Annotated in this window: 20 protein-coding genes and 1 pseudogene; 7 read left to right on the top strand and 14 right to left on the bottom strand. The window is 68.2% G+C overall.

The genetic code is table 11. The features are described 5' to 3' along the window. The first annotated feature begins 38 nt into the window (after positions 1-38). Positions 39-1,433 (top strand): FAD-binding oxidoreductase, encoded by a 1,395-nt coding sequence (locus H5411_RS08050; protein ID WP_101436903.1) that lies wholly within the window; start codon positions 39-41, stop codon positions 1,431-1,433. A 76-nt stretch (positions 1,434-1,509) separates the two neighbouring features. Here H5411_RS08050 and H5411_RS08045 read toward each other — a convergent pair whose 3' ends face one another. The 4 genes from H5411_RS08045 to H5411_RS08030 form a co-directional block, all read right to left on the bottom strand. Beyond that, complete coding sequence (locus H5411_RS08045) at positions 1,510-2,214, bottom strand: DedA family protein (RefSeq protein ID WP_101436904.1); 705 nt, start codon at positions 2,212-2,214, stop codon at positions 1,510-1,512. Between the two features lie 140 nt (positions 2,215-2,354). Next, positions 2,355-2,897, bottom strand: a complete 543-nt coding sequence (locus tag H5411_RS08040; RefSeq protein ID WP_183123425.1) for a hypothetical protein — start codon at positions 2,895-2,897, stop codon at positions 2,355-2,357. A 32-nt stretch (positions 2,898-2,929) separates the two neighbouring features. Further along, positions 2,930-4,120 (bottom strand): N-acetylglucosamine-6-phosphate deacetylase, encoded by a 1,191-nt coding sequence (gene nagA, locus H5411_RS08035; protein WP_183123424.1) that lies wholly within the window; start codon positions 4,118-4,120, stop codon positions 2,930-2,932. A 52-nt stretch (positions 4,121-4,172) separates the two neighbouring features. Beyond that, positions 4,173-4,748, bottom strand: coding sequence for a SigE family RNA polymerase sigma factor (locus H5411_RS08030; protein ID WP_051172562.1), 576 nt, complete (start codon positions 4,746-4,748; stop codon positions 4,173-4,175). Positions 4,749-4,945: 197 nt separating this feature from the next. On the opposite strand from H5411_RS08030, the gene H5411_RS08025 reads away from it, so the two are divergent. Beyond that, positions 4,946-5,230, top strand: a complete 285-nt coding sequence (locus tag H5411_RS08025) for a YciI family protein (protein WP_183123423.1) — start codon at positions 4,946-4,948, stop codon at positions 5,228-5,230. On the opposite strand, the gene H5411_RS08020 is transcribed toward H5411_RS08025, so the two are convergent. The 4 genes from H5411_RS08020 to H5411_RS08005 all read right to left on the bottom strand — a co-directional run bounded on the left by H5411_RS08020 (position 5,227) and on the right by H5411_RS08005 (position 9,391). Beyond that, a complete protein-coding gene (locus H5411_RS08020) occupies positions 5,227-6,225 on the bottom strand; it encodes a PDR/VanB family oxidoreductase (RefSeq protein ID WP_183123422.1) in 999 nt (332 codons plus the stop codon). The two genes, H5411_RS08025 and H5411_RS08020, sit on opposite strands and share 4 nt — an antisense overlap. Further along, entirely contained in the window at positions 6,222-7,082 is an 861-nt protein-coding gene (locus H5411_RS08015) for a metal-dependent hydrolase (RefSeq protein WP_183123421.1), read from the bottom strand. Before H5411_RS08015 ends, H5411_RS08020 begins: the two co-directional genes overlap by 4 nt. After that, positions 7,079-8,548 carry a flavin-containing monooxygenase gene (locus tag H5411_RS08010; RefSeq protein ID WP_183123420.1) on the bottom strand — a complete coding sequence of 490 codons (1,470 nt, stop codon included), beginning with the start codon at positions 8,546-8,548 and terminating at the stop codon, positions 7,079-7,081. The genes H5411_RS08015 and H5411_RS08010 overlap by 4 nt, the downstream gene beginning before the upstream one ends. Before the next feature lie 75 nt (positions 8,549-8,623). After that, entirely contained in the window at positions 8,624-9,391 is a 768-nt protein-coding gene (locus tag H5411_RS08005; protein ID WP_101436911.1) for a helix-turn-helix transcriptional regulator, read from the bottom strand. Positions 9,392-9,459: 68 nt separating this feature from the next. On the opposite strand from H5411_RS08005, the gene H5411_RS08000 reads away from it, so the two are divergent. Continuing rightward, on the top strand, positions 9,460-10,503 hold the full coding sequence (locus H5411_RS08000; RefSeq protein ID WP_101436912.1) for a zinc-binding dehydrogenase: 1,044 nt from the start codon (positions 9,460-9,462) through the stop codon (positions 10,501-10,503). Here H5411_RS08000 and H5411_RS07995 read toward each other — a convergent pair. From H5411_RS07995 to H5411_RS07985, 3 genes are all read right to left on the bottom strand, one after another. Then, complete coding sequence (locus H5411_RS07995) at positions 10,500-10,973, bottom strand: pyridoxamine 5'-phosphate oxidase family protein (protein WP_101436913.1); 474 nt, start codon at positions 10,971-10,973, stop codon at positions 10,500-10,502. The genes H5411_RS08000 and H5411_RS07995 overlap by 4 nt on opposite strands. An 8-nt stretch (positions 10,974-10,981) precedes the next feature. Beyond that, positions 10,982-11,875 (bottom strand): SDR family oxidoreductase, encoded by an 894-nt coding sequence (locus H5411_RS07990; protein ID WP_101436914.1) that lies wholly within the window; start codon positions 11,873-11,875, stop codon positions 10,982-10,984. A gap of 82 nt (positions 11,876-11,957) precedes the next feature. Then, the gene (locus H5411_RS07985; protein ID WP_183123419.1) at positions 11,958-12,872 is read right to left on the bottom strand and encodes an aldo/keto reductase; all 915 of its coding nucleotides are present in this window, start codon (positions 12,870-12,872) and stop codon (positions 11,958-11,960) included. Between the two features lie 62 nt (positions 12,873-12,934). Between H5411_RS07985 and H5411_RS07980 the strand changes: the two genes are divergently transcribed. From H5411_RS07980 to H5411_RS07970, 3 genes and pseudogenes are all read left to right on the top strand, one after another. Continuing rightward, positions 12,935-13,756 (top strand): LLM class F420-dependent oxidoreductase, encoded by an 822-nt coding sequence (locus H5411_RS07980; RefSeq protein ID WP_183123418.1) that lies wholly within the window; start codon positions 12,935-12,937, stop codon positions 13,754-13,756. A 104-nt stretch (positions 13,757-13,860) separates the two neighbouring features. Next, complete coding sequence (gene fbaA / locus H5411_RS07975) at positions 13,861-14,892, top strand: class II fructose-bisphosphate aldolase (protein ID WP_183123417.1); 1,032 nt, start codon at positions 13,861-13,863, stop codon at positions 14,890-14,892. Between the two features lie 223 nt (positions 14,893-15,115). After that, positions 15,116-15,379 (top strand): annotated as a pseudogene (locus tag H5411_RS07970) (MBL fold metallo-hydrolase); the annotation flags it as partial. Positions 15,380-15,547: 168 nt separating this feature from the next. Here the strand turns inward: H5411_RS07970 and H5411_RS07965 are convergent. Then, complete coding sequence (locus tag H5411_RS07965) at positions 15,548-17,017, bottom strand: alpha-L-fucosidase (protein WP_183123416.1); 1,470 nt, start codon at positions 17,015-17,017, stop codon at positions 15,548-15,550. A gap of 153 nt (positions 17,018-17,170) precedes the next feature. On the opposite strand from H5411_RS07965, the gene H5411_RS07960 reads away from it, so the two are divergent. Continuing rightward, on the top strand, positions 17,171-18,940 hold the full coding sequence (locus tag H5411_RS07960) for a hypothetical protein (RefSeq protein ID WP_220816646.1): 1,770 nt from the start codon (positions 17,171-17,173) through the stop codon (positions 18,938-18,940). Here H5411_RS07960 and H5411_RS07955 read toward each other — a convergent pair. Both H5411_RS07955 and H5411_RS07950 read right to left on the bottom strand, forming a co-directional pair. Beyond that, positions 18,937-20,790: a UvrD-helicase domain-containing protein gene (locus H5411_RS07955; RefSeq protein ID WP_246368849.1), complete on the bottom strand. Its 1,854-nt coding sequence runs from the start codon at positions 20,788-20,790 to the stop codon at positions 18,937-18,939. The genes H5411_RS07960 and H5411_RS07955 overlap by 4 nt on opposite strands. A gap of 178 nt (positions 20,791-20,968) precedes the next feature. Further along, on the bottom strand, positions 20,969-22,138 hold the full coding sequence (locus tag H5411_RS07950; RefSeq protein ID WP_183123414.1) for a hypothetical protein: 1,170 nt from the start codon (positions 22,136-22,138) through the stop codon (positions 20,969-20,971). Between the last annotated feature and the right edge of the window lie 67 nt (positions 22,139-22,205).

Below are 22,205 nucleotides of genomic sequence, written 5' to 3'. Positions count from 1 at the left end.
TATTCCGCACTGCGGAGATCTCGGTTTACCATGCGGAGATGAGCAACGACGCCCTCCTCCAGCGGCTCCGGGACGACCTCGGCCCGGCCGCGGTGCTCACCGACGCTGACGTCACCGACGCGTACGCGCGCGACATGATGCCGCTCGCTCCCTCGGGCAAACCGCTGGCGGTAGTGCTTCCGGCGGATACCGCGGGAGTGCAGGCGACTGTCCGTGCCTGTGCCGAAGCGAGAGTCCCCATCGTGCCGCGCGGGGCGGGTAGTGGGCTTTCCGGCGCGGCCAACGCGATCGACGGCTGTGTCGTGCTTTCGCTGACGAAGCTGAACGAGATCGTCGAGGTCGACCCGGGCAACCGGCTCGCCGTCGTGCAGCCGGGCGTCGTCAACCTCGACTTCCGGTCCGCCGTCGAGAAGCACGGCCTGTTCTATCCGCCCGACCCGTCCAGCTACGACTGGTGCACCATCGGCGGGAACCTCTCCACCAACGCCGGCGGCCTCTGCTGCGTGAAATACGGCGTGACCACCGATTCGGTGCTCGGCCTGGAAGTCGTGCTCGCCGACGGATCGCTGCTGAAAACCGGCCGCCGCACGGTCAAGGGCGTCGCGGGGTACGACCTCACCAAGCTGTTCATCGGCAGCGAGGGCACGCTCGGCGTGATTACCCAGGCGACCGTCTCGCTGCGGCCGCTTCCGCAGGCCCCGGCCACTTTCGTCGCCGGATTCAACACCACCGAGGCGGCCGGCGAGGCGGTCGCGCGGGCGGTGCGCGAGGGGTTGGTGCCGTCGCTGCTGGAGATCATGGACGCGGCGTCGATCAAGGCCTCCGAGACCTACCTCAACACCGACCTCGGCGCGGGCTCCGACTGCCAGGCCCTGCTCCTCGGCCAGTCCGACGCCGGCGGCGAGGCGGCCCGGCGCGAACTGGCGCTGCTCGAGCAGATCTGCACCGACTGCGGCGCCGACCTCGTCTACGCCACGGACGACCTCGAAGAGGGCAAGATGCTGCTGCAGGCCCGCCGCGTCGTGCTGACCGCGCTGGAGACCTACGGCGTCTGGCTCACCGACGACGTCAGCGTGCCCCGCACCCGGATCGCCGAACTGATCCGCGGCTGCGAACGGATCAGCGAAAAAGTCGGGCTCAAGATCGCCGTCGTCGGCCACGCCGGGGACGGGAACATGCACCCGACCATCGTGTACGCCCCCGATTCCGAGGACGAGTTCGCGCGCGCCCAGCAGGCGTTCGACGAGATCCTCGACGTCGGCCTGTCCCTCGGCGGGACGGTGACCGGCGAGCACGGCGTCGGCAAGATCAAGCGCGAATGGCTCGCCCGCGAGATCGGCCCGGTCGGGATCCGCGTGCACCGGCAGATCAAACAGGCCCTCGACCCGGAAAACCTCTTCAACCCGGGTTCGATGTTCTCGATGACCGACTGACCCTCCGCACGACCCCAGTACGACGAAGCGGCGTCCGGGAATCCGGACGCCGCTTCGGTTTCAGAGCTCGGAAGAGTCAATCGCGCACGCGCGGGATCTGCTGCGTGACATCGGCCGAATTGTCGGCGGCGCGAGCCTTCTTGCCGCGGCGGCCGCGCAGGTACTCGATGGCGATCGGCACCACCGACACCAGCACGATCAGGACGAAGATCGCGTCGACGTTGTCCCGGATGAAGCCGATGTTGCCCAGCAGCGACCCCAGCACGGTGATGCCCGCGGCCCAGAGGATGCCGCCGATGACCGTGTAGGTGAAGTAGCGCTTCGGGTCCATCCGGCCGATGCCGGCGATCCAGGTGATGAACGTCCGCACGAACGGCACGAACCGGGCCAGCACGACGGCCTTCGGACCGTGCTTCTCCAGGAACGCGTGCGTCTTGTCGACGTACTCCTGCTTGAAGAACTTCGAGTCCGGCCTGCTGAACAGCTTCGGCCCGACGAAGTAGCCGAGGTAGTACCCGCCGACGTTGCCGACCAGCGCGGCGACCGTGACCAGCACGCACACCAGCCACAGCGGAGCCTTCAGCGTGCCGTTCGCGATGAACAGGCCCGCGGTGAAGAGCAGCGAGTCACCGGGCAGCACCGGGAAGATGCTGCTCTCGATGAAGATGATCAAGCACAGCACCGCGATCACGGGCACCGTCAGGCCGTTCAGCAGATGCTGCGGGTCCAGCCACGACGGCAGCAGGGACATGGTGGTCACTGTGTTCTGGGCGAGAATCACACCGAAAACGGTACAGGGTGACTCAGTGCGACCTCATCGGGCAAGGAATCGCAGGTCATCGGTGTGGGATCGGAGTGAAGAACTCGGCCCGGGAATGCCGTGCCGGAGCGGCCGTCCGGGCAAGCCGGGGCGGAACCGGCTCAGATCAGCGTCAGCAGGCCGATGACGGACCCGGCGGCCAGGCCGAGCAGCACCGCCAGCAGCAGGACCCAGTGCGCGGGCAGGGGGCCGTTCTGCGGCGTCTGGGCCGGGCGGCGGACGGTCGTGTCGCTGGCCCCGACCGGCGGGATCGAGCCGGTGGTGCCGGGCGAGGTGTGGTCGGCCGCGTCGAGGGCGGCGCGTTCGCGGGCGAGCGAATCGGCGCCGGCTCCGGACAGCAGCCCGTAGTTGGGCGGCAGTTCGGTGGTCGGGCCGGTTTGCGACGGCGCGCCGGCATCGGCCGGGGCGCTGAACGACGCGGAGCCGAACGAGCCGGAGCCGGAGATGCCGGGCCCGCCAGCGGCTCGGAACGAGCCGGAAGCGCCGGGCTGGACCGCGCCCTGCGAGCCGGTGCCCGAAGCACCGGAAGCGGCGTCGGAGCCAGCCTGCTCCTCGACCGGGTTCGGCAGGACGTGCGGAGCGAAGACGGCTTGTGCACGCAGCGCGTCGGCCAGTAACCGTTCCGGGTCTTTCGGCTCGCTCATCCGCTCCGTCCGCCTGTCGAAGTGCTAGCTCGTCACGTACTCAAGGTAGCCCGGCCCGCCTCGGCCACCCATTCGCCCCGGTGCAGGACCCGGGTCGGGCGCAGGTCGTCGTCCAGGATCACGGCGTCCGCGGCCAGGCCGGGACGCAGCGCTCCGGTGCGGTCGGCGATGCCGAGCAGTTCGGCCGGTCGCGCCGACGTCGCCCGGACGGCGTCCAGTACGTCGAGTTTGGCACCCTTCACCAGGTTGCGGAAGGCGTTGTCCATGGTCAACGTGCTCCCGGCCAGGGAACCGTTGTCCAGGGTGGCGACGCCGTCGTGGACGTCGACCTCGAGCCGGCCGAGGGTGTAGCGGCCGTCGGCGGCGTCGGTGGCCGACATGGCGTCGGTGATCAGCACGGTCCGTCCGCGGCCCGCGTGCTGCGCGGCCAGCCGCACGACCGTGGGGTGCAGGTGGACCAGGTCGCAGATCAGCTCGACCGTCACGCGCTCGTCGTCGAGCAGCACACCGACCGGGCCCGGCTCGCGGTGGTGCAGCGGGCGCATGCCGTTGAACAGGTGGGTGGCGACCGTCGCTCCGGCGTCGATGGCCGGGACCAGTTGCTCGGCGACCCCGTCGGTGTGGCCGATCGCGGCGGTCACGCCGGACTCGGCGAGCTGCCGGACCGCCTTGACGCCGCCGCTGAGCTCCGGGGCGAGCGTGACCATCCGGATGGAGCCGTGCCCGGCGCGCAGCAGCTTCTCGACGGTGCCGGTGTCCGGTTCACGCAGAGTGTCCGGATCGTGGGCGCCGCAGCGGGCGCGCGAGATGAACGGACCCTCCAGGTGGATGCCCGCCAGGTCGCCCTCCTGCACGAGCTCGCGCAGCGCGGCGATCTGCTCGGTGAGCAGGTCGATCGGGTCGGAGACGAGGCTCGCGAGCATGGTGGTGGTGCCGTGCCGCCGATGCGCGCGGATCGCGGTGCGGATCTCGTCCGGGTCGAGCGTCGAGAACGACGCGCCGCCGCCGCCGTGGCAATGGGTGTCCACGAAACCGGGCACGACCAGTGCCCCGGCGACGTCCACCGTCGCGGTATCCGGGCTGCTCGGGGGCGTTCCGATGCCTACCGCGGCGATCTGTCCGCCGGACACGGCGAGCCAGCCGTCGTCGAGTACGCGGTCCGGGGCCACGACGCGGCCGCCCGTGATGACGAAGTCTCCGGGGTGCTTCACGGGGACCAGCATATATTGGTCTGGACCAGAGAGGGCCGACGCGCGCGAGATTGGTCCGGCCAGGTCACTGTGGCGGCTGCATTGCCTTCTGCAATGCCTCCAGCGCGCGGCTGGCGGTCGACTTCACCGTGCCCTTCGAAATGCCCGCCGCCTCGGAAATCTCCGCTTCGCTCAACCCGCCGTAGTAGCGCAGCACGAGCACCTCGCGCTGGCGCGGCGGAAGCTTCGACAGGGCGTTGACGACGGCCTGGTGCTCGCTGGAGAGCATGGCGAGGCTTTCCGCGGACCGGGCGTTCACCGCGTGCGGGGGCACGTACTCGCGGGCGGTCTTGCGGCGGCGCAACACGCTGCGCGATCCGTTGACCACGGCGGTGCGCAGGTAGCCGACCGCCGCCGCGGCGTCGCGCAGCCTGCCCCAGTTGCGGTGCAGGCCGGTGAACGCCTCCTGCACGACGTCCTCGGCCGTGGCCGGCTCGTCGACCAGCAGGATGGCGAGGCGCACGAGCCGCATCCGGTGCTGCCGGTAGAGGTCCTCCAGGTTCAACGGGGCGGTCGGCGGCTGCGCCGGGACCGGTCCGTCCATGGTCCGCAGGTGGCCGAGGGTCGCCTCGACGCTGCGTTCCGCGTTCCCCTCCAGCATGTATCCCCGCCTGTCCTCGACGTGTCCGCTCCGCAGGCCCCAGCGCGTGCGCGATAGGCACAGCGTGCACACAGGTTCCGCCCGCACCTAGCCTATCGGGTTGGCCTCCCGCTGCCACCGCTCGCATGGTGCGTCCGCCCGGCCGTCACCGGTAGCGTCTGCGGCGTCACTGTCGTGCTCATCCCGGGAGTAAGCGCATGGCCTGGTACCTCGTCGAAATCCGCTATGTCCAGGAGAAGCTGGCCGATGTCCGGCCGCGGCACCGGGACTACCTGAAAGAGCACGCCGCGGCGGGTCGCGTCGCGGTGGCGGGTCCGCTCGCCGACGACTCCGGCGGGCTGACGCTGTGGCAGGCCGAGGACGAGGCGGCGCTGGCCAAGCTGATCGACAACGACCCGTACGCGCTCGAAGGCGTCGTGGCGGAGCGGACGGTGCGCGAGTTCAAGCCGGTGCTCGGCGACTGGGTTCCGGCGCGGGGTTAAAGCTCCAGGACGGCGGGCCCGCGGTCTACGCAGATCCGCACGCGCCCGCCGTCTTCGGCCGCCACCTCGCAGGTGCCGCAGAAGCCCTGGCGACACGAGTACGGCACGTCGGGCAGCACCTCGCGCACCACGTCGAGCGTGGAGCGGTCGGCGGGCACGTCGAGGGTGAGCCCGCTGCGGCGCAGGACCACGCGGAATGGTTGGCCGTCCACAATCGGCGGCGGCGAGAACCGTTCGAAGTAGACCGCGGCAGCGCCCGTGCGGGCCAGGTCGACGCGGACGCCGGTGATCATCGGCATCGGGCCGCAGCAATACACCGAAGCTCCGTCGGGCATCTCCTCCAGCAATTCCGCGCCGGATGCCGGAATGCCGAACTCCGTGTCCGGCCGGATCCGCACTCGCTCGGCCGGAAGTTCGTCGAGGAACGGCATCGACTCCCGATTGCGGCCGGTGTAGACCAGCCGCCAGTCCGCGCCGCTCGCTTCCGCGCGATGCACCATCGGCAGAATCGGCGTGATCCCGATTCCGCCTGCCACGAAGTGGTACGCGGGCGCGGCGACGAACGGGAAAGCGTTGCGTGGTCCGCGTAGTGTGACGCGGGTTCCGGCGGTGAGCGCGTGCACCTCGGCGGACGCGGAACCGATGCGCCGCACGGCAATCCGGTAGTGCGACAGGTCGGAAGGCGAGCCGCACAGCGAGTACTGCCGCACCATTCCAGAAGGCAATAGCAAGTCGATGTGCGCGCCGGGACGCCAAGCGGGCAGCGGATTTCCGTCCGGATGCACGAGCCGGAGACTCACCACGCCGTCGGCCTCGGTGCGCACGGCTTCAACGACCAGCTGCAGCCGACGGTCGACCTGTCGCACCGGCGGACGGCGTCGCCCGGAAATCTCGGCCAGCCTTCGATAAGCCGCGCCGACCGCGACCAATGTGGACATCAGCCGGTCGCGTCTGCCGCTGCCGTCGAGCCGGGGCGGGAACTGCGGTGCGGTCATCGCGGAGCGTCGGCGGCCTGGGCCGCGGGCGAACTCGCCAGGTACGCCACCGCCTGGTCGGTGTTGCCGGTTTCGGTCGGGTGATAGGACTTCCGGAAGTACGGCCGGATTTCGCGCAGCAGTTCGCGCGGTCCCGGCAGCAGCCCTTGGCGGGCAGCGCGCCGGTAAGCCCGCCAGCTGGTGCGGCCCGGGCGAGTCGGGTCGTTCTTCATCAGGAATCGGGTCCCGCGCACGAAAATCCACGCCAGCACCGGCGTCACCACGAGCATCGAACGCACCCGCCGGCCGTAACGGCCGTCGAGGTGGCAGAACAGGTCGTACGCCACCGAGCGGTGTTCGACTTCCTCCGCGCCGTGCCAGCGAAGGAGATCCAGCATCGTCTCGTCGGCGCCGGCCGCGTCGAGTTCCTTCGCGTCGAGGATCCACTGACCCAGAAACGCGGTGTAATGCTCGATCGCCGCGACCATCGCGAGCCGTTCGATCAGCCATTCCCGGCTCGATCCGGGCCGGTCGCCGAGCAGCCGCCGGAACATCCACTCCATCTGCGCGATGTACGGCCGCACCGCGACTCCGGCGGACTCCAGGTGCGCGGCCGCGCCGTCGTGTGCCTGCGCGTGCATCGCCTCCTGGCCGATGAACCCGAGCACGTCCTCCTTGAGCCGCTCGTCGCGGATCAGCGGTACGGCCTGCTTGAACACCTCGACGAACCAGCGTTCGCCCTCGGGCAGCGCCAGATGCAGCACGTTGATGCTGTGCGTGGCCTGCGACTGCCCGGGAATCCAGTGCATCGGCAGCTTCGACCAGTCGAACTCCACGTCGCGCGCGTGGAGCACGATCTGCTCGTGCTCGGCACTCATGACCGGCCGCTCAGCTCGTAGTCGCTCGGCTCGACGCGCCGGGTCTCCAGCCAGTACCGCCACGTGAAGCCCGGCCAGATCGTCCGGTTGACGCCCTTCGAGTCGAGATACCAGCTCTTGCAGCCGCCCTGGGTCCACACGCCCTTGACGAGTTTTTCCTGGATCTGCTCCTGGAATTCATCCTGCACCGACGGCCGCACGTCGAGCGCCGCCGCGCCGCGGGAGTCGGCCAGCCGGATCGCGTCGACCACGTAACGGGACTGCGATTCGATCATGAACACCACGGAGTTGTGGCCGAGCGCGGTGTTCGGGCCGAGCAGGAAGAACAGGTTGGGGAACCCGGACACGGTGATCCCCTTGTGCGTCTGGATCCCTTCGGTGGCCCAGGTTTTCGCGAGATCGCGGCCGCCGACGCCGGTGATGTCGAGGTACTCCAGCGCGTCGGTCACCTTGAAGCCGGTGCCGTAGATGATCGCGTCGACCTCGTGCTCGACTCCGGCGGTGTCGACGATGCTGTGCGCGCGGACCTCGGCGACGCCGTCAGTGACGACATCGACGTTCGGCCGGTCCAGGGCCGGGTAATAGTCATTCGACAGCAGGACGCGTTTGCAGCCCATCGTGTAGTCGGGCGTGACTTTCCGGCGCAGCGCGGGGTCTTTGATGCCCTTCGCGATGTGCCGGCGCGCGAGGATCTCGGCGGCCTGCATGAGTTTCGGGTGCCCGTTGAAGCCGATCGCGCGGGATTCGAGCATCCAGTACAGCGCGTTACGGTACAGCCGCTGCGTGCCGGGCACGCGCTTGAACAACTGCTTGGCCCAGCCCGGCATCGCGTGGTCCGGCTTCGGCATGATCCACGGCGGCGTGCGCTGGAACAGCGTCAATTCACCGACCTCGGGCGCGATCTTCGGCACGAACTGCACCGCGCTCGCGCCGGTGCCGATCACCGCGACCCGCTTGCCGGTCAGGTCGAATTCGTGGTTCCACTGCGCCGAATGCCAGGTCTGGCCCTTGAACTTGGAGATGCCGGGCAGTTTCGGGATCTGCGGAATATGCAGTCCGCCGACGCCGGCGACGACGAACTGCGCGGAAAACTCGGTGCCGCCCTTGGTTTCCACCGTCCAGCGGCGTTCGCCCTCGTCCCAGTGCGCGCCGGTGATCTCGGTGCCGAACCGGATCTTGTCGCGCAGCCGGTATTTGTCGGCGACGCCCTTGAGGTAGTCGAAGATCTCCGGCTGCGGCGAGAACGACCGGCTCCAGTCCGGGTTCTGCGCGTAGGAGAACGAGTACATGTGCGACTGGATGTCGCACGCGCAGCCTGGGTACGAGTTGTCCCGCCAGGTGCCGCCGACCTCGTCGGCCTTCTCCAGGATCACGTAGTCCCGGATGCCCGCTTTTTCGAGCTGGATCGCCTGGCCGAGCCCGGAAAACCCGGTGCCCACGATCACGACCTTGAACCGCTCGGTCATCTTGTCGGCCTCCGCTGCGCTGGGGGTCTGGCAGCGTTGATGTTACCTCAGGTAACAGTTACTCGAAAGTACTTCCTACTCGTCAGTACCACTCGGCAGGCGGTAGACCACCAGCGTCTGCTCCGGACGCTCGGCCACGTGGAACGCGGCGTGCGTCGCGGTGACCACGCCCAGCCGGGGATGCCGAAAGCGCTTGTGACCTGCGTGGCTGAACTGGATTTCGTAGTGCGGCCACCACTCGCGCACCTCGGGGCTCGCCTCGGTCAGCTCGGCCACCAGCCGGGTCACGCGCGGGTGGCCGGGATGCCGTCCGGCGATCGCCCGCAGCCGGGCCAGGATGTTGCGCGCCTCCTGTTCCCAGTCGACCAGGACCTCGCGGGCAGCGGGCTCGGTGAACATCCAGCGGACGACGTTCGCGCCCGGCTCGATGTTCCGGAACAGCTCCGCGGCGGCGTCGTTGCAGGCGAGCAGGTCGTAGCAGATGCCGGTGACGTACGCGGGGTTGTCGCCCAGCAATGCCGGGACGCCCGCGACCTCCGGCGCGGCCTCTTCGGCAGCGTCTTCAGGGGGTGCCCCGCCATTGGCGAGACGGCGCAGGTGTTCCTGCTCGGCGCTGGTCAGCCGCAGTGCCCGGGCCAGGGCGTCGAGCACCTGGTCGGACGGGCGGACGTCGCGGCCCTGCTCGAGATAGGTGAGCCAGGTGGCGCTGATCCCGGCCAGCAACGCCAGCTCCTCACGGCGCAACCCGGGCGTGCGGCGGCGTCCGGTGACCGGCAGGCCCGCGTCGGCCGGGGCGATCCGCTCACGGCGGCTGCGCAGGAACGTGCCCAGTTCGACGCTCACCCTAGAACCTCCAGTACCAGAATAACGCGATTCTGGATACCAGCTTAGCGGCGCGCGAGGCTGGATTCATGCGAGCTTGGACTGTTGACGCACAAGGCCTGCGCCTCTCCGAGGTGCCGGAACCCGCGCTGCGAGGCGGCGGAGTGGTCGTGGAGGTGCTTGCCGCGCACCTCCCGGCGTACACGAATGTGGTGGTGTCGGGAGGACGCGGCGACCTGCCGAAGCCGTTGATCCTCGGACCGTTGTGCATTGGCCGGGTAACCGCGGTCGCGCCGGACGTTTTCCATGTCGCGCCGGGTGATCTCGTGGTGGACACCGCGCTGCTCGATGCGGGCGACGGCGACGAGATCCTGGTCGGCTGGGTCGGCCTCGGCGCCTCTGGCGGCACCGCGCGCACGGACCGCATGCGCGAGGTGTGGCGCGACGGTGCCTTCGCGGAAAAAGCCTTGTGCGCCAAGGAAACGATAGTCAAGCTGCCCGGAGCCGAGAATTACCCGGACCCGGCGCGGCTGGCGTTTCTGCCGTGGCTCTGCGTGGCCGCCGCGGGCCTGCACACCGCTGGTCCGCTGGCCGGACGCGACGTCGCGGTGATCGGTGCGACCGGGCAGATGGGCGGTGCCGCGGTGCTGCTGGCGCTGGCCGAAGGCGCGGCAACGGTGACGGCGGTGGGCCGCAACAAGGTCGCGCTCGATCGGCTGGCCGAACTCGGTCCGCGCGTGCGTACTCACCAGCTGATCGGCGATCGCGCGACCGACGCGGCGGCAATCGGGCCGGTGGACGTGGCCCTCGACGCTCTCGGTGCCACGCCGACGGCGGACGCGACGATGGCCGCCTACGACAGCCTGCGGGTGCGCGGCACCCTGGTGCTCGTCGGCGGCGTACGCCAGGACTTGACCATTCCGTACGGCGAGTTCATGCACCGCAGGCTCACCCTGCGCGGCTCCTGGATGAGCGACGACGAAACGGTGCGGACGGTGTGGAACCTGATCCGCTCAGGCGCGCTGGACCTTTCCGCAGTCGAGCTGCTGAAGGTCGGCCTCGACGATCCGGAATCCGCTCTCGACCTGGCGGAACGCACGTCGGGCCTCAGCTTCGTCGCCCTCGTGCCCTAGTAGACGCCGCCGAGTTTCGAGTGGTCCCAGCTCGTGATCTTCGTCGGACGCAGGATCAGCCCGACCCGCTTCGGGGCCTGCCGTTCGACGAGGGTCCGCAGCTCGTCGGGCACCGGCGCGCCCGGCTCGACCCCGGAGTAGCGCATCATGAGCGCGGTCCCCATCGTCGTGACCTGGTCGGTGTCGTCGACCAACTCGACGTCCGCCTCGAAGGAAAGCCCGCGCAGCTGGTCGTACGAATCGCCGCTTTCGATCAGCACGGTCGCCTCGGGCAGCCGGCGCAGGTTCTTCGCTTTCTGCGAGGCGCCATAGGTCCACGTCGCGACCCCGCCCTCGTACGGGTAGTACCAGAGGGCGGTGAGGTGCGGCCTGCCGTTCGGGCCGATCGAGGCCACGTTGATGACCTTCTGCTCGGCCAGATAGGCCTGCACCTCGTCCGGCGTCATCCGGATCTGGTCGCGACGGGACATGGCTCTCCTCAGCTGCGCTTGGTGGCCGCGCGCCCGCCGTGGCCGTTGACCGACGACTCGAACGCGCCGCGTTCCTCGACGTCCTTCAGCGCGGCCCGGTCCGCCGCCGGCACCCGGGTCCGCGCGCCGAGTTCGACGATCGGCGGCAGGAACGAGCGCAGCAGCTTAAGGCCGCCGACCCAGCGTGGCACGTGGATCGTCCGGGCGCGGCGCAGAATCCCGGCCTCCAGGTCGTCGAGCGCGACGTCCAGCGGGTACGTCTTGCCGAGCAGGCCCGGCATCCCGGCCCGCAGCTTGCCGAACACCGGGTGCGCGTCGGCGCTTTCGACCAGGTCGGTGCGGATCCAGGTGGGGTGCGCGACCCCGACCTTCACGCCGAGGTGCGCGACCTCCGCGCGCAGGCTGTTGCAGAACGCCTCGACGCCAGCCTTCGCGGCGGCGTAGTTCGCCATGCCCGGCGCGTGCGTGATCGCGGCGAGCGAGGAGATGCCGAGCAGGTAGCCGCGGCGTTCGATGACGTGCGGAAGCGTGACGCGGAACGTGCGCCACACGCCGAGCAGATCGACCTCGATCACCCGCTCGAACGCGGCGCGGTCCACCGAGCGCACGAACCCGGCGGTCGCGATGCCCGCGTTGGCGATGACGATGTCGATGCCGCCGAAGTGCTCGACCACGCCCGCGGTGACGCGCTCGAGGTCGTCCCAGCTGGTCACGTCGGCTTCCCAGGACTTCGCGTTCGGCCCGATCCGCTTGGCGACCGCTTCCTGTTCGCCGGCTTCGAGCCCGACGAGCGCGACCTTGGCTCCGCGCGCGGCGAGCCGCTCGGCCAGGCCGGCTCCGATCCCGCGAGCGGCTCCGGTGATGAGCACGACCTTGCCGTCGACCTGCTTCTGCTGAGCCACGGTGCCCTCCTGAGCCGGTTTTTGCCTGTTCGGAGGGCACCGTACAACAACCTACCGGCAGTAAGCTACTACTCGGTAAGTATCAGCTCGACGCTTCGCCCAAAGCGGTGAGTTCGGCGTCGGTCAGCGTCAGCTCGACCGAGGCGAGCAGATCGACGAGCTGCTCGGGGGTGCGCGCGCTGGCGATCGGCGCGGCGACGGTCGGCTGCTGACGGAGCCACGCGAGCGCGACGCTAGCGACCGAAGCCTGGTGCGCGGCCGCCACTTCATCCAGTGCGGCAAGGACTCGTTCGCCCCGGGCGTCGAGGTATTCCAGCGCCCGCGGAGCGCGCGGCGAGTCGCCGGGCTCGTCCTTCGAACGGTACTTGCCGGTGAGGAATCCCTTGGCCAGCCCGAAATACGGCAGCGTGACCAGGTTCTCGCGGGCGACGAGCGGGGCCAGCTCGCGCTCGTAATCGCGCTCGACCAGGTTGTAATGCGGTTGCAGGGCAACGTATCGGGCGAGGCCGTTCTGGTCCGAAATGGACAGTGCGGAGGCGAGCCGGTCCGGTTCGTAGTTGGACGCCGCGATGTAGCGGACCTTGCCGTCGCGGACCAGCTGGTCGAACGCGGCGAGGGTTTCTTCCAGCGGGGTGTCGGGATCGTCCTTGTGCGCGTAGTAAAGGTCGATGTGGTCGGTCCGCAGGCGGCGCAACGATTCCTCGGCCGCCGCGGCGATGTTCTTCGCGGAGAGGCCGGGGCGCTGGTCCCCCATGCCGACCTTGGTGGCGATGACGATGTCGTCCCGTCGGCCGCGTTGGGCGAGCCAGTTGCCGATGATCGTTTCGGAACCGCCTCCGCCGCCGTAGGTGTTGGCGGTGTCGAGGAAGTTGCCGCCGGCCGCGGTGTACGCGTCGAGAACAGCGAATGAAGCCTGTTCGTCCGCGGTGTGGCCGAAGACGTTGCAGCCGAGGTTGAGGCCGTGGATATCCAGTTCCGTGGAGCCGAGCTTGGTCATGCTTTCGAACCTAATCCGGCCGGGGCGGGAGGAAAACCGGGTTCTCGCGCGTTGGGCGGGACATGGCTATCGAATTGGGCAAGCTAGGCGTGTGGCGGATGTCGGCCCAGGTGGACAGCGCGTTCGCCGCCGAGGTGGAGAAACTGGGCTACGGGACGATCTGGCTCGGCGGTTCGCCCGGCGGCGACCTGGCGATCGTCGACGAACTGCTGGCCGCGACCGACCGGATCAAGGTCGCCACCGGGATCGTCAACATCTGGGCCGACGCGCCGGAGGGCATCGCACAGGCGTTTCACCGTATCGAGGGCAAGTACCCGGGCCGGTTCCTGCTCGGCGTCGGCGCTGGACACCGCGAGCACACGCAGGAGTACAAGAAGCCGTACGCGGCGCTGGTCGAGTACCTGGACGCGCTCGACGCGGCCGGGGTGCCCAAGGAGTCGCGCGCGCTGGCCGCGCTCGGCCCGAAGGTGCTCGAACTCGCTCGCGACCGCACCGCGGTCGCGCACCCGTACCTGACCACGCCGGAACACACCCGGGCCGCGCGGGAGATCGTCGGCTCTTCCGCGGTGCTCGCGCCGGAGCAGAAGGTCGTCTTCGACACCGACCCGGAGCGGGCGCGCGCGACCGGCCGCAAGACCGTGCAGTTCTATCTCGGCCTGTCCAACTACACCTCGAACCTGCGCAAGCACGGTTTCTCCGACGAGGACCTGGCCGACAGCGGCAGCGACCGGTTGATCGACGCGCTCGCCGTCCACGGCGACGGAAAAGCGCTGGCCAAGGGCGTGCAAGCGCACCTCGACGCGGGCGCTCAGCACGTCAGCGTGCAGTCGCTGGACGAGGATCCGTTCCCTGCCTACCGGGCAATCGCGGCCGAGCTGCTCTGAATCGCTCCAGTCGGTTTCGTCTCGTGTGAGGTAGGACCGGTCGGCCCGGCCGGTCCACCTCGTACGATGCCGCTGTAGAAGCCAGTCGTCTCGAGGAGGAACCGATGCCCATCGCCACCCCCGAGGTGTACGCGGAGATGCTCGACCGGGCGAAGAACGACGAATTCGCCTATCCGGCCATCAACGTGACCTCGTCGGAAACCGTGAACGCCGCGATCCGCGGGTTCGCCGAGGCGGAAAGCGACGGGATCATCCAGTTCTCCACCGGCGGCGCGGAGTTCGCGTCCGGGCAGAAGGTGAAGGACATGGTCACCGGCGCGACCGCGCTGGCCGAGTTCGCGCAGGTGGTGGCGGCGAAGTACGACGTCAACGTCGCGCTGCACACCGACCACTGCCCGAAGGACAAGCTGGACGGTTTCGTCCGCCCGCTGATCGAGATCTCCGCCGAACGCGTCCGCGGCGGCGGCCTGCCGCTGTTCCAGTCCCACATGTGGGACGGTTCGGCCATCGACCTGGACGAGAACCTGCAGATCGCGCAGGAACTGCTCGCCAAGGCCGCGGCGGCGAAGATCATCCTCGAGGTCGAAATCGGCGTTGTCGGCGGCGAGGAAGACGGCGTCGCCCACGACATCAACGAGAAGCTGTACACCGCCGAAGGCGACTTCGTGAAGACGGTCGACGCGCTCGGCGCCGGCGAGAAGGGCCGCTACCTGCTGGCCGCGACGTTCGGCAACGTGCACGGCGTGTACAAGCCGGGCAACGTGAAGCTGCGCCCGGACGTGCTCAAGCGCGGCCAGGAAGTGGTCTCCGAGAAGCTCGGTCTCGCAGCCGGCTCGAAGCCCTTCGAACTGGTCTTCCACGGCGGCTCGGGCTCCCTCCCGGAGGAAATCCGCGAGGCGGTGTCCTACGGCGTGGTGAAGATGAACGTCGACACCGACACGCAGTACGCGTTCACCCGCCCGATCGCGGACCACTTCTTCAAGAACTACGACGGCGTCCTGAAGATCGACGGCGAGGTCGGCAACAAGAAGGTCTACGACCCGCGCAGCTACCTGAAGGCCGCGGAAGCCGGCATGGCGGCTCGCGTTGTCGAGGCCTCGCAGGCCTTGGGCTCGGCGGGCAAGAAGCTCGGCTGACGGAGTTTCTGTTGAGGGAGGCCGCCTCGATCCTTTGGGTCGGGGCGGCCTTTCCGTTGTGAAGTCTCAAGCCCGGTTGACGGCTCTCCCTCGCCTCGGTTGGCTGGACCGGTCTCAGTCGGCACGATCGACAACAACGCGTACCTCCTGCGCTGATCGGCGACGGCGGTCTCGCGTCGATCGTGACGACGCACCAGCACTGGGACCACTGGATCGCACTGGAGGAAGTCGCGGAGGCAGCATCGCGCTCGTTTACCCCGACCCGGAAGGCATTCCGCACCTCTTCACCGGGGATTCGCTGTTCCCGGGCGGGATCGGAAACACTGAGAAGGACCTGGCTCGTTTCGCGTCGCTGCTCAAGGACGTGGAGGAGAAGATCTTCGGCGAGCTGCCGGACGAAACCTGGTTCTATCCAGGCCATGGCGGCGATTCCACGCTGGGTGCGGAACGCCCGAAGCTCTCTGAGTGGCGCGAACGCGGCTGGTGAAACAGCGATGGGCGGGCCGCTCAACTTCCGAGGAGGCCCTGCACGAGGCTCATCACGAAGTCAACCTAGCCGCCAAAACGCGGAATCTCTAGCCGACAAAACGCGCCAACGCTAGCTGGCATAACGCGACGGACCTGCCGCGGCGGCTGGGTGTACCTGCGGTTGCGGCTACCAATCCGTCACCGAGAGGACCGCCGGGAACTCCTCCGTAAAGCCGTCCGTGCGACGACGGGGCACCTCGATCACGATCCCCTGCTCCGTGCGGGTCCACGGCAGGGGCCCGGAATGCCCGCCCAGTAACCGGATCCGTGAGCGGGCACTGATCGGGACATCGTCTGGCACGAGGAGCCGACCGTCGGGCCAATGGAGCGGGATCAGATTGAACGCGCCGCGCGTGCGGGTGTAGCAGAGGTCGCCGTCCATGGCTCGGGTCCAGGGCGTCGAACCGTAGATCGCGCGGCCGTTGAGGCGCAGCCAGCGGCCCATGTCCAGCAGCCGCGAACTCATCCAGTCCGCGATCGTGCCGTCCTCTCGCGGGCCGATGTTGAGGAGCAGGTTTCCGTTCTTGCTGACGACTTCGGCGAGCAGCCGAAGCAACTGTACCGAAGATTTGATCTTCGCCGGATCCTCGTTCTCGTTGTAACCCCAGGACTTCCCGATGTTCAGGCAAGCTTCCCACGGATCCGGGCGCAGGACGTACTTCTTGTTATCCCCTTCTACGGTCGCGAAATCCGCATGTGACGCCTCGAAGCGGTCGTTCGCCAGGACGCTCTTCGGGCGCGGACGGTCGGCGGCGTTGCGGTAGTAGTAGGACAGGATTTCGTCGCTGCGCCAGTCCCAGGTCTTCGGCCGGAAGATCGGGCCGCCGCCGAATTCGTGGTAGCCCTGGCCGTCTGCCCATAGGACGTCTGGATCATAGTGGTCGATCAGGGTTTTCAGGTGTACATGCTCGTATTGGGTTACGTAGTCGGTGACTGGGCGGTAGCCGGTGTAGGGGATTTCCGCGCCGGTGTAAGGGTTTCTGGGTGCGGTGCCGAGCGCGGGATTGTAGAACTCGCCCAGCGAGTAGTAGAGACCGCGCTTGAGCGGGGAGTGTGCGGCGGCCGAGAAGAGTTCGCCGACCAGGTCGCGGCCCGGGCCTAGGCGGACGGAATTGCGGTCGGACGCGGTGTTGCGGAACAGCTGGAAACCGTCGTGGTGCTTGGAAGTCAGCACGAAATACCGGGCTCCGGCTTGCTCGAACAGGCGTACCCAGGAGTGCGGATCGTAGCGGCGAGCGGTGAAGCGCCGGATGAATTGGTCATAGGCGAAATCCGCGCCGTAGGTTTTCAGGTGATGGTCACGGGTTCCGGTGCCGCGGGCGGGGTCCGTGACGTTCATGGCGTACAGGTACCACTCGGCGGCGTGTTTGGCGTCGCCCCAGGCAGCGGCCGAGTAAACGCCCCAGTGAATGAAGATGCCGAATTTGGCTGAGGGGTACCACGGGGTGGCGGCGGGGGCGGCTTGCGCGTGGGTCGCGGCCAGTCCGAGCAGCCCGGCGGCACCCGCCGCGGCGAGCACGCTGCGGCGGCTGATTCCTGCCTGGTCCATGACGCATCTACTCCCGTCGCGGCGGCGGTCATCAGATGTCTTGGCCATTCAGGGGTACCAGTTTCCGAGAGGCCGAGGCAAGGATCCTGTCCACCTAAGACAGCTGTTCACATGCATGAACGCGGCAGCTGGCCGATTGACTCGGTAAAAGGCCTTTCCTATGGTCGAGCGAATACATCAGATCTATGGAGGGTGGCGGCAATGGGTGCAGCGTGGGAAACCAGTCGGCGGACGGCGTTGCGCGGCGGGGTCGCCCTCGCGGCACTGGCCGCCACCGCGGGGACCGCGTTCGCCGATCCGAAACCCGCCGGGCGGCGGTTGCCGTTCCTGCTCGACATGGTGCAGAACAACCCCGGCGAACCGTTGTTTTCCAGTCGTTTCAACGATCCCTTGACACTGAAAAGCTACGGCTACGACGGCCAGGTGATCAACGAGTTCACCCCGCCGCAAACCGCGATCACCTTCGAAACCTTCGACGCGCGCATTTTCCCCGCTGGATCCCCAGGCCGCGCCTGGGTCGAAGCCACCGCGAAGAAGATCGACGCCCACATCGCGCGAGCGCACGCAGCGGGCATCGCGGCGTACTTCTTCACCGACATCATCGTGCTGCCGAAGCGTCTGGTCGAACTCTACGGCGACCAAATCCTCGACAGTCAAGGCAGAATCAGCTTCGACCGCCCGCTCACCCAGCAGATCCACCGGCTGATGCTGCGCGAGATCTGCGCGCGTTTCCCTGGCCTGGACGGAATTGTCGTGCGCACCGGCGAGACTTACGTGCAGAACGTACCGTTCCACACCGGAAACAACCCGATCACCAACGGTGCCACCAGCCATCTGACCCTGCTCGGTATCCTCCGCGACGAGCTGTGCGTGCGCGCTGGCAAACGGGTCTTCTACCGCACCTGGTCCACCGGCAGCGACAAGCTGACCAGTGATCCGGACTTCTATCGGCAGGTGACCAACCAGGTCGAAACGCACGAGAACCTGGTCTTCTCGATCAAACACACCGCGAAAGACTTCTGGCGGACCATCCCGTTCAACCGCACCATCGGCGTCGGAAAACACCGGCAGATCATCGAAGTGGAATGCCAGCGCGAGTACGAGGGTAAAGGCGCGTTCCCGAATTACGTGATCGACGGCGTAGTCAACGGTTTCGAGGAATTCCGCACGCAGCCGCGCACCGGCCCGATCGGACTCGCCGAGGTCGTCGACAATCCCATCATCGCCGGAATCTGGACCTGGTCCCGCGGCGGCGGTTGGCGCGGACCTTATCTGCGGAACGAGCTGTGGTGTGACCTCAACGCCTGGGTGATCGCCCGCTGGACGCGCGACACCGGCCTCGGCGAGGAGGGCGCGTTCACCGAATACGCGACAACGCGGCTCGGCTTGCGCGGCGACCAAATCCGCCGCTTCCGCCGGTTAGCGTTGCTGTCGGCGGCCGCCGTACTGCGCGGACACTACAGCGTGGTGCACCCGATGAGCAGGCTGATGTGGACCCGCGACCAGTTCCTCGGCGGCTCCGACAAGGACCTGACCAGCGATTACGCCGCGATCGTCGCAGCTGGCCGAGTCGAAGAGGTGCTCGCCGAGAAAGCCGGCGCGGCCCGGATGTGGGATGAAATCGTCGCGCTGTCCGGCACTATCCCGCTGCGCAACCACGCCGACCGGACGTACCTGCGAGTGTCCGCACGCTATGGGCAATCCTGGCACCGCGTCGTGCACCACGGCTGGCAAGTAATGCTGCGCGGCTACGCCGGCGGGTACGACAAAGCCGTACTCCGCTACCACCTGGCCCGCTACGACGCGGAATGGCAAGGCTGGCAACAACTTGCCAATGCCGAACCATCCTGCGCGACGCTGTACCAGCCGTACAGCTTCGGCCCGAAAGGCCCCGACGGGTTGTACAACGCCGACCCGGACCACGGCATGAAACCGGCCACCGACTATTACCGCCGCCTTCTGTCCAGTTAGGACCGAACGACTCCCCACCACAGAAAATCCCGCGCCCGGGTAGCCGCGACGAGCCGTTGCCGGTTCCGCAGCTCGCGGTTTTCCTGCTCGGTGCCGGGTTCCTCCGGCTCTGGCCGCACGAAGTCCACGACCAGCACCGCACGAAAGTCCAAGCCTTTCGCCTTGTGCACGGTCCCCGCGTACAGCCGGTCACCTGTTTCGCCGGTGTGCTGTTCGATCGGCCGGGTGGCGATACCGGCCGAGTCCAACAGCTTCCGGCACGTAAGCGCATCCTTGTTGCTGAACGTGATCAGCGCGGTCTCGCCGTGCGGAATGTCGAGGTCCCGCACCGCGGCGGCTAATGCGTCCGGAAGCTCGGATTCGGAGCCCTCCCACGACTTCGCGATTCCGCCGTCGTTGACCGCGGCCGCGTCGCGCAGCGCCACCCCAGCCGCGCCGTCGAGGTCGTCGACCTCGTTGAGCGCGGTGATCCGCCGGGCGAAATCCAGGATGCCGGTGCGGTTGCGGTAGTTGACCTTGAGCACCTCGCCGCGGCCCTGAACGGGGATTCCGGCGTCGGAAAGCCGCCAGCCGCCCGGGTAGACCTGTTGCTGCCCGTCCCCGACGAGCAGCAGCTGATTCGGTCCGTCGCCGGCGATCTTGCGAAGCAGCCGCAGACCGGTCAAGGTCATGTCCTGCACTTCATCGACGACCACGGCGGCGTACGGTTCTTCGAGTGGGTGCCGTTCTAGCTCTTCCAGCGCCCGGGTCAGCAGATCGTCGAAGTCGTGGGCGTCTCGCTCCGCGAGGTTCTTCTGGTAGTCCTCATACACCTGCCAGACCGTCGCGCGCTGGCGGTTGTCGAGACGGCGTCGCCGTCCCCGGCGGATCACCCGTTGATACTCGGCGAGGGTCTTGATGCCCCTGCCTTTGATCACTCGGTGCACCTCGTCCGCCCAATAGCGCGGCACGTTGTCCGGCAGCTCGCTGCTGTGCGCTTTCCAAGCAAGGTTGAACGAGGTTTCGAACGAGATGTTCAGGCGGATTCCCCGGCTGGCGAGGAACGCGCTCGCCACCGAGTGCAGGCTGATGAACTCCGCACGATCCGCCATCTCCGGGGCCAGCCGTCGAAACGCGGTCTCGTTCACTGGCGGCAAATTCCGCACGAAGGTCGTGAACAGCAGCGGGCCGGTGCTCCGCCGTCCCGCGTGCCGAAGCCGATGCAGCGCCACGACGGTCTTGCCGGTACCGGCTGGTCCGCTGATCCGGGCAGGACCGCCGTAGTTCCGCGTCGCCAACGCCGCCTGGTCCGGGTGGAGGAACGTCATCCAGGTGTCGAACGGCCGCTCCACCGCTGCCGCCAGCTGATTCTCGGCGACGCTCTCCGCGGAGAGCAGCTCGAAGGGCTCCTCGTCCGCAGCCGGTATCTCGATTCGCGGCCAGTCGTACTCGTCCAGCAGCGTTCGCAGCTCCTCGGCGATCCGGGCCACTTGTTTGGTGGTCAGATGCACGGCGTCGCGCCGGAAAAGCTGATCGAGCCGGGACGCGGGAAGCGACCAGAACGGCCCGGCATCGCGCGGTCCGGCCGCGGAGTTCGGCGCACCGATCACGACCGGGGTGACCGCGCTCGCGGCGATGCGCCGTCCGCCGGGAAGCGACAACGCGGCGAACTGTTCGTCGACCTGGCGCAGCACCGCCTGCACCGCCTGCACCGTCTCGGCGTCCGGTGCTGGATCAGCGACAACAATGGCGAACACCCCGACCCGGCCGATCAGGTAAGCATCCGCGGCCGAGGCCGATCCGGTGTGCACCGCGAGCCGCCAGCCTTCCGCGGTGCGCGCGGCCAGCTCGGTGAAGACGGTGCGCTGCAAGGAAGTCAGCCTGGGATACCGCTCCGACACCAGGTTTGCGGCGAGCTGTCGCTTTCGGGCGTGCGAACTGAGCGCCACTGAACCCCTCCCCGAGGTTACTGCTGGTATCCGCAGTATTCCGGAAAGGAATCAAACCCGGGGCGATCGTGATCGCGAATCACTCGAATGGCAGGCGGTCCTATGCCGCGACTGCACGCCGCGAAGCCCACCACTCCTTCGCCGGACCAGCCCCAGCCCACAACGCGAACACCGCCACCACAGCGACCAAAGCCGTCCAATACGCGATCGGCGGTGCCGACTCCGTCTGCTGTTCCCCGAGCAGCCAAGGCCGCAGTTGAGACTGCACCCAGAACGCGCCATACCCGAGCACGGTCACCAAAACCGCCCCCGCCAGCGCAGGTCGCGGGAGCAGGAACGCCACATCGACCGCGAACCCGACGGCCAGCAGGTAGAACGGCACCGTCGACACCGGGAAGCTCAGCGCCAGCAGCAGCGGCCACATCACGCACCGGTACGCGACATACGCGCCGGCCACGGTCAACCCGGCCCAGCGCCGTCCGACGGTCTTGTGCGCCAGCACCAGGATCAGTGCCGAAACCCCGATGCCCCACAGCGGGTACACCCACTCCGGGATCGGCATCGTGAAGTGCACCACCGCGGCCCGGTCGACCGGGTGGCCGATCTGGTTGGCGGCGAAGGAAAGCAGCGACGGCTCCGCCTCGGGTGTGCCGCGTTCCCAGGCACGCAGGCCGAGGATCCCGTACTCCTGCTGGCCGTTCGGGAAGAAGGTGTTCTCCAGGAAGAACGCCCACAGCGCGAGCAGCACTCCGGTGCGGAAGCGGCCCGGCGGGGCCAGCCGCAGCCAGCCGAGCAGGACGCCTGCCTGCATGATGCCCGTGCCGAGGTACAGCATCATGTGCGACGGGCTCCACGCGGTCAGGTCGAGGCCGTTCACGCGGTGGTTGATCACGTCGAGCGGAGCCGCGACCAGGAAAACGATCAGCCCGGCCTGCATGAGCCGCAGCGAGCGCCGGTCGCAGCCGAGGCCGGTGTAGCTGTGGATCGCCACCAGCACGATGATGATCACCGTGCCGACGGTGTTGATCAGGTGCGGCGGGGCGAGGTCGTCGCGCAGCCACTTGAAGTGCCACGACATGTCCCACGACGACCCGACGAGCTTGAACGCGAACGCGGTCAGCCACATGCCGTAGCAGAACCGCAGCACCCACGCCGGGGTCGGCTGTCCCGGGGCGCCGCGGTGCCAGTGCGTCGCGAAGAAAAGCCTGGTCTTGCCCACCGGTCCGCGCGGGACCACGGGGCTGGCGACGCCTTCAACCGCCTTCGTCATAGGCGCCATCATTCCCTGCCGCAAGAGCACGCGGCGGGAGAAGGGGCAAAAACCGGGGTTCACCCCT

The organism is Amycolatopsis echigonensis (assembly GCF_014174495.1).
GTDB lineage: Bacteria > Actinomycetota > Actinomycetes > Mycobacteriales > Pseudonocardiaceae > Amycolatopsis > Amycolatopsis echigonensis.
The sequence above is the reverse complement of the archived record's forward strand: the minus strand, read 5'-3'. Positions and strand labels throughout refer to the sequence as shown.